General features: G+C 60.2%; 10 protein-coding genes. 7 read left to right on the plus strand and 3 right to left on the minus strand.

Features of this window, described 5'->3' with window-relative positions:
* Positions 1–113: 113 nt before the first annotated feature.
* From TZ53_RS22300 to TZ53_RS22330, 7 genes are all read left to right on the plus strand, one after another.
* Positions 114–527, plus strand: a complete 414-nt coding sequence (locus tag TZ53_RS22300; protein WP_006954205.1) for an antirestriction protein — start codon at positions 114–116, stop codon at positions 525–527.
* A gap of 104 nt (positions 528–631) precedes the next feature.
* Complete coding sequence (locus TZ53_RS22305; RefSeq protein ID WP_006954203.1) at positions 632–895, plus strand: hypothetical protein; 264 nt, start codon at positions 632–634, stop codon at positions 893–895.
* Between the two features lie 189 nt (positions 896–1,084).
* Complete coding sequence (gene kleE / locus TZ53_RS22310) at positions 1,085–1,330, plus strand: KleE stable inheritance protein (protein ID WP_238320177.1); 246 nt, start codon at positions 1,085–1,087, stop codon at positions 1,328–1,330.
* 4 nt (positions 1,331–1,334) lie between these two features.
* The gene (locus TZ53_RS22315) at positions 1,335–1,622 is read left to right on the plus strand and encodes a TrfB-related DNA-binding protein (protein WP_006954199.1); all 288 of its coding nucleotides are present in this window, start codon (positions 1,335–1,337) and stop codon (positions 1,620–1,622) included.
* Positions 1,619–2,365: a ParA family protein gene (locus tag TZ53_RS22320; RefSeq protein ID WP_006954197.1), complete on the plus strand. Its 747-nt coding sequence runs from the start codon at positions 1,619–1,621 to the stop codon at positions 2,363–2,365. Before TZ53_RS22315 ends, TZ53_RS22320 begins: the two co-directional genes overlap by 4 nt.
* Before the next feature lie 2 nt (positions 2,366–2,367).
* Positions 2,368–3,390, plus strand: coding sequence for a ParB/RepB/Spo0J family partition protein (locus tag TZ53_RS22325; RefSeq protein ID WP_044663212.1), 1,023 nt, complete (start codon positions 2,368–2,370; stop codon positions 3,388–3,390).
* Positions 3,391–3,737: 347 nt separating this feature from the next.
* The gene (locus TZ53_RS22330; protein ID WP_044663213.1) at positions 3,738–4,370 is read left to right on the plus strand and encodes an IncP plasmid survival protein KfrC family protein; all 633 of its coding nucleotides are present in this window, start codon (positions 3,738–3,740) and stop codon (positions 4,368–4,370) included.
* A gap of 34 nt (positions 4,371–4,404) precedes the next feature.
* Here TZ53_RS22330 and TZ53_RS22335 read toward each other — a convergent pair whose 3' ends face one another.
* Genes TZ53_RS22335 through TZ53_RS27985 form a run of 3 tightly spaced genes read right to left on the minus strand, consistent with a single transcriptional unit; the run spans position 4,405 to position 5,947 of the window.
* Positions 4,405–4,845 carry a hypothetical protein gene (locus TZ53_RS22335; RefSeq protein ID WP_019053940.1) on the minus strand — a complete coding sequence of 147 codons (441 nt, stop codon included), beginning with the start codon at positions 4,843–4,845 and terminating at the stop codon, positions 4,405–4,407.
* A complete protein-coding gene (locus TZ53_RS22340) occupies positions 4,845–5,570 on the minus strand; it encodes a nucleotide-binding protein (RefSeq protein WP_006954191.1) in 726 nt (241 codons plus the stop codon). Before TZ53_RS22340 ends, TZ53_RS22335 begins: the two co-directional genes overlap by 1 nt.
* A complete protein-coding gene (locus TZ53_RS27985; protein ID WP_158636722.1) occupies positions 5,567–5,947 on the minus strand; it encodes a TraK family protein in 381 nt (126 codons plus the stop codon). The genes TZ53_RS22340 and TZ53_RS27985 overlap by 4 nt, the downstream gene beginning before the upstream one ends.
* Positions 5,948–6,000: the final 53 nt, after the last annotated feature.

The raw sequence follows: 6,000 nt of genomic DNA on the forward strand, positions 1-6,000 counted from the left end.
AGCGGCTAAAAGATTTTCATGGCGGGCGAGCGTAACTTGACAGCAACCGGGAAACTTCCAATATATCGGATATGGCCGGGCTATGGTGCCAAGGTCGAAACCGGAGAAGTCCGATGAGCAACAGAGAGAGAATTGCCGCCGTGCTGGTTGGCGAAGAAGACCGGATTATGTGCCTGCCCCGGCTGTTCGGGCTGGCGCGCATGATCGAGGTCGAGGCCGTCACCTATGGCTATATGTCCAAGCTATCCGCCGACTACACGGGCGCATATTGGCATTTCTACACCCTATCGAACGGCGGGTTCTACATGGCCCCCGGCGATCAGCCCCAATATCGTCTGGAATGGGACGGCAACGGCTTCTCTGGCGACGTTTCGGCCGACGCGGCGGGCCTTATAGCCACCCTGTTCATGCTGGGGCATATGCACGAAAAATACGGCGAGGATCAATTTGCCCAGCTCTATGCGTGGGCATCTGCCTATGCCGCCCAACATTCGGAAGCGGGGCCGATCGGTGCCGCGCTCGACTAGCGCCACAGGGGGGCAGCGTGCCCCCCTTCCCTTCCCTGCCTATCGGGCATATTCCTCATTCGGCCGCCATGAGGAGCAACGCCAGCGAAGGAACAGACGCGCGCATGATTGATGTTCGGCCAGATTGCCTATTGCCCGCCGATCAGGGGTGGCAGCAGCCGACGCCGGATGAGGTAAGGGCGGTCCTCAAAGCAGCGGACATGACAGGGGGCAGCGCGTCCAAGTTTCTAGGCTTGAGCAATACCCGCGTTATTCGGCGCTGGACGGGCGGCGACGATCAGATTCCCTATTCGGCATGGGCGCTGTTGTGCGCGGCTGCGGGCTTGGGAAATATTTGGGAACACCAGAACGACGATTTTAGCGGCTAAAATTATTGCCGTTCAGACTTTACGGGGGCTTGACACGGTTCGGGATGCTGTCATTATATCGGTTGTGACCGGGCAACCCGCCAAGGTCGAAACCGGAGTATTCCGATGAAGGCGAAAATTCCCCCGCTGCCCGCACGTTTTGCGGTCATGCGGCTTCCCAATCCTCCACCCGCATGGGAGGGCAACCGCGTGGATTACGTCATTGCGGCCGTCTGGACGTTCGGAGTCCTGATCTGGACCGTCGCGCGCTTCATCATCCCGCTTGTCGTATTCTGGCAGTTCTGCCGGATGCTCTGGTATTGGAACACGCCGGATGTTCATGCCGGTTGGCAGTTCCTCGCCTATTATGCGGTCTATATCGCCCTCTACATCTTCCTTGGCGTCTATGAGCCGAAGCTATACCGCGAGAAGAATCGCGGCAGGCGCAATGGATAAACGCTTGAGCGCGTCGGCCTTTGAGCAAGCTGCTGGACGGCTCAATATCGCGGCGCGTCCGCTCGACATGGCGCGCGCCGTTCTGGTGGACGGCGAGGCCCAATCGGCCGTGGCGAAGCGCGAAGGCGTGTCCCGCAATGCCGTTTGTCTGGCGGTCAACCGGATTTGGAACGCGCATAGCGAGGTTCCCGAAGGTTTCGAGCGTGTGACGGCGATTTTACCGAAACATAAAGCCTTCCTTGTGCGGCAATGGCAGCGCGAGGCGGTGGAAAGATTGGACGCCAAACGATGAAAACACTTGTCATAGCGAACCAGAAAGGCGGCGTTGGTAAAACTTCAACGACCGTTCATCTTGCCTATTACTTCAAAGAACAGGGGTTGAAGGTCGCAGTTATTGACTTGGACACCCAAGGAAATGCCAGCTTCACCCTTGGCGAATATGATAGCGGAGCCTTGGCGAGCGGCCTTTTCGATGCCGTGTCACAATTCGACCTGGCTAACGCCGAGGGGATTGCTGTCTTTTCCGCCGACGCGCGGTTGGCCGATCTTGAGAAACTAGATCTCGGTGCGGCTGCTGGCGCGTTCAAGCGCAGTCTGGCCGTGATCGAGGCGGAAGGCTTTGACGTGTGCCTGATAGATACCCCCCCTTCCCTTGGGGTCCGAATGGCAGCGGCGTTGCTATCGGCCGACTTTGCGGCCTCGCCCATCGAGCTTGAAGCCTACAGTTTGCAGGGCATTGAGAAGATGGTGACGACGATCGCCAATATCCGGCGCGCGAACCCGGCGCTGCAATTCCTTGGCATGATACCGAGCAAGGTTGATGGCCGGAATCCCCGGCACGGGCAGCACCTTGACGAGTTGACCCGTGCTTATCCCCAGTTGGTCATTCCGACGCCGATCGGAAACCGGAGCAGCGTTGCGGACGCGCTGGCGTCGGGCTTGCCGGTTTGGTCGATCAAACGGACTTCGGCGCGGAAAGCGGCGCAGGAAATGCGAGCGATGGCCCGCCACATTCAAGAAAAGATGGAGATTTGACGATGGCCGACAACACCGAGGACAAGAAGGCGGGCAAATCGTCCACCAAGGCCACGCAGAAGCCCGCGCAGAACGCCGGGCTAGGGTTGGAGGGGTTGGGCGACCTTTCGAGCCTCCTAGCCTCTCCTGCGGCCCCGGAGGGCGGTTCTGGCGCTCCGCTCGAATTGGAGCTGGCGCTGATTGACGAAGACCCGCACCAGCCCCGCAAGCAGTTTGACGAAAATTCGCTGGCGGAAATGGCCGAGACGATCAGGGCGCGCGGCGTGAAGACGCCTATTTCCGTTCGGCCCAACCCCAAGGTGGAGGGGCGCTATCTCATCAACCACGGCGCGCGCCGCTATCGCGCGTCCCTGTTGGCCGAGAAAGTGACAATTCCGGGCTTCATCGACCCTGATTATACCGAGGCCGATCAGGTCATTGAGAATTTGCAGCGTGACGCTCTCACGGCCCGCGAGATTGCCGACTACATCGGCCGCGAGCTGGCCAACGGGAAAAAGAAGGGCGAGATTGCCAAGGCCATCGGGAAATCCCCGGCCTTTGTCACCCAGCACGCGGCATTGCTCGATTTGCCGGAGCCGATCGCCAAGGCGTTCCAGAGCGGGCGTTGCAAGGACGTGACGTTGATCTATGACCTTGTGGGCCTCCACAAGAAGCATAGCGAGGGCGTGGCGCGCTGGCTGGCCGATGCCGATCAGGAGATTACGCGCGGATCGGTGCGGCTCTTGAAGGAGTTCCTTGAGTCCGGCTTGAGCGGCGAGGCCGAGGAGGAGGCGGGCGACGATGAGGGCAACGGCGGAGCTGGTGACGACGCCGGGGCCGAGGAGGAGAAGGAACCGAAAGAGGAAGACCCGCTAAAGCTGAAAAAGGCCATTGTGCAGGTTTCCCATAGCAAGCGCCCTGCCCGTCTGATCCTGAATAAGCGGCCCTCGCGCGATGGCGTGGCGTGGATCAAGTATGAAGACAGCGGCGAGGAAACCGAGGTCGATCTTGGGAAAGTGCAGCTTCTCGCGCTTCTTGAGGGGTAATATTTGGAGGTATCTATGGCTACCGACGATTGGCAACCTATCGAGACAGCCCCATCTGGTGTTGAAATCCTTCTCGCATGGACGACCGGCGACACATGGCGGCCATATAGCGAGGGCTGCGATTGGATATGGACTCGCGGCGAATTGACAAATGGGGAATGGTTAGACGGGCCGTGGGGGCAACCGAACTGGTGGATGGCAAATCCGCACCCTCCCCCCGACATGCGTTGAGTGACGCATAGCATCGAGTTGATGGCCCCGCGCAAGCGGGGCCTTTTTTGTGGCGCGGGAGGCTGGAAAATCGGATATAGTGCAAGCTCGAAATTTTAGCCGCTAAAGGAACGGCCATGCAGGACACGCCGATTGCAGACCCGGACAAGTTCTCACTGGACGAGGGAACGGGCGACCCACAGGCCGATGCCGACCGGCTGCTAGACGAGGCGCGCACGCTGGATAGTCAGGAAACGGCAGCTATCGCCACCGCGCCAACCGAGGAAACCTATAACGCCCAGCTACAGACGGTCATTGAGGAGAAGGTTGAGCAGGCGAACCAGATCGAGGACCGCCTAGAAAGCATGATGGAGCAGCAAACCGCCCGCTTGCAGCAAATCCAGCAGCAGCCCCCCGGCTTCCTGTCCCTGCCCGGCAAGCGCCAAGCATGGCAGGCCCGGATTGCCAATGCGCAAGCGGCCGTGCAGCGGATCGCGGTAAGGCTAGAAGCCGTGCGCGAAATCCGCGACGGTATGGCCGTTCACGGCCCGCGCGTGGAGACGATCGCGGCGGCCAAACTCGAATATCGAGAGCCGAAACTTGTCGATGATTTCGAGGAGCTGATGCAGGCGCGCCGGTTGCATGAGCTGCACATGCGCGCGGAGCGGGAGAAAGAGCAGATCAGGGAAAAGACGGTCGAGCGCGGGGCGGACGATCGGAAACCGTCAGGCCGCACGCTCGCGCGCGGATTGGCGAGAGACGGGGGATAGCGCGACCCACGGGGGGGAGGGGCCTTCGCTGGCGTCAATGATGGAACAGGGCAGCGGCCAACACTACCAGCGCCGCGATCAGCGTCAGGCCCGACGCTAGGAGATTGCGGTTAGCGACGGCCCGGCCATCGTTCAGGGGCTTTTGTAGCCCCGTCCCGATATGTTCTCCGACTTCCTTGATGATAGCCTTCGCTGCGGCCTCCATACGTTCATTCATGGCGGCTTCCGAGGCATCCAGCGCGGCGTTCAGCACCGATTCCGCCTTGTCGGTGATAGCAATCGACCAACGATTGCTCATGTCTTCCAGCTCGCTTTTGAACGCCTTTAGTTGCTCCTCCTGCGCATCGGCGCTTTCGCCCAGCAACATCGCGTTGATGGTTTGCAGGATCATCAAGGGATCATCGGCGGACAGCGTGACCCCGTGCTGGCGCGAGATTTCCGCGATCAGCGCCGCGATTTTTTCGTGATCGGCCATTACACGACCTTAGCCTTGTCGAGTTCAGCAAAGACCGCATCACGAACGCGGCCGAGGCGGTGACGCTGCATCAGGGCTATGTCGCCATCGGCAAGCGTTTCCTCAAAAGTCTTGCGCGCGGCCAGCATGTCCCGAACGTCCGCCCCGAAGGTTTCCTTTCTCAGATCGGGGAGGGTGACGATCGCGGCGACCCGATCCTTTAGCTCCCGGTAGGCTTTGAGCTGTTCAAAACTCTTACCCTCTGCCTCGACAGGCCCATGATAGGGGTTGAGCCACACGACGATTGCAGCCGGATCGGGGAAGGCTTCGGCTACCGAGGCGAAGCCTTGAAGCGTGTCGATCAGCGATTGCCCGCCTACGATAATGGTATGCAGGACGAGCTTATGGCCCAGATCGGCAATCACGTCAGGCGCACCGTTGTCGAACATATAGGAGGATAGGGCGCTGTAGCTGCTCGCGCCGCTGTCAATGACCACCGATTCCTTGGAACCGGCGATCATTTCCATCATGGCGTCGAATTTGCGCGGGTTTATGTCGCCGTTTTCCAGCAGCTCGACCTTGGACACGTTGAGGGACTGAAACCCGGCAAGGGTGGCGTTGATCGGATCGGTATCAATGCAGAGCGGGCTTTCGCCTCGCTTGGTCAGATATTGGGCCAGCATCGAGGCGGCGAGCGACTTGCCCACACCTCCCTTGCCCTGCAAAACTATGTGGACGTTGCTCATACCAAATCCTCTTTGTTCGGAGTGGCCGGGTGATTGAAGCGCGCCGGTTTGGGCCGGGGCGGCGGATCAGCTTCGGCCGAGGCCGTTGCTGATCGGGAAGGGGAGGGGGGCGCTGGCGATGCCTTGGGCGGTTCCCCGGTAGCTGGCGCGCGATACCGGCGAACGTATTTGGCGAACCACGCATAGCCGAAGCTAATGCGGCCTTCCTCCGTCAGCAGCTCCCATATGCCGCGCACCGGCCATCCTTCCGCAAGGGCTGCATCTATGTCCGATCGAGCGGCGAGGAATTGCGCGAGGTTCCGGTTTTTGCCCCCCGGCTCCCGTGAGGCCGCCCGTTCGCGCAATCGCTCCGTGAAGGATTTCCCGCTGTCTGTCATTTCCACCTACGATATTTTTCGGCGCATAATCGGCTATAATGCGTTCATAAACC

The sequence above is a fragment of the Sphingobium sp. YBL2 genome, from assembly GCF_000943805.1.
GTDB classification, from domain to species: Bacteria; Pseudomonadota; Alphaproteobacteria; order Sphingomonadales; family Sphingomonadaceae; genus Sphingobium; species Sphingobium fuliginis.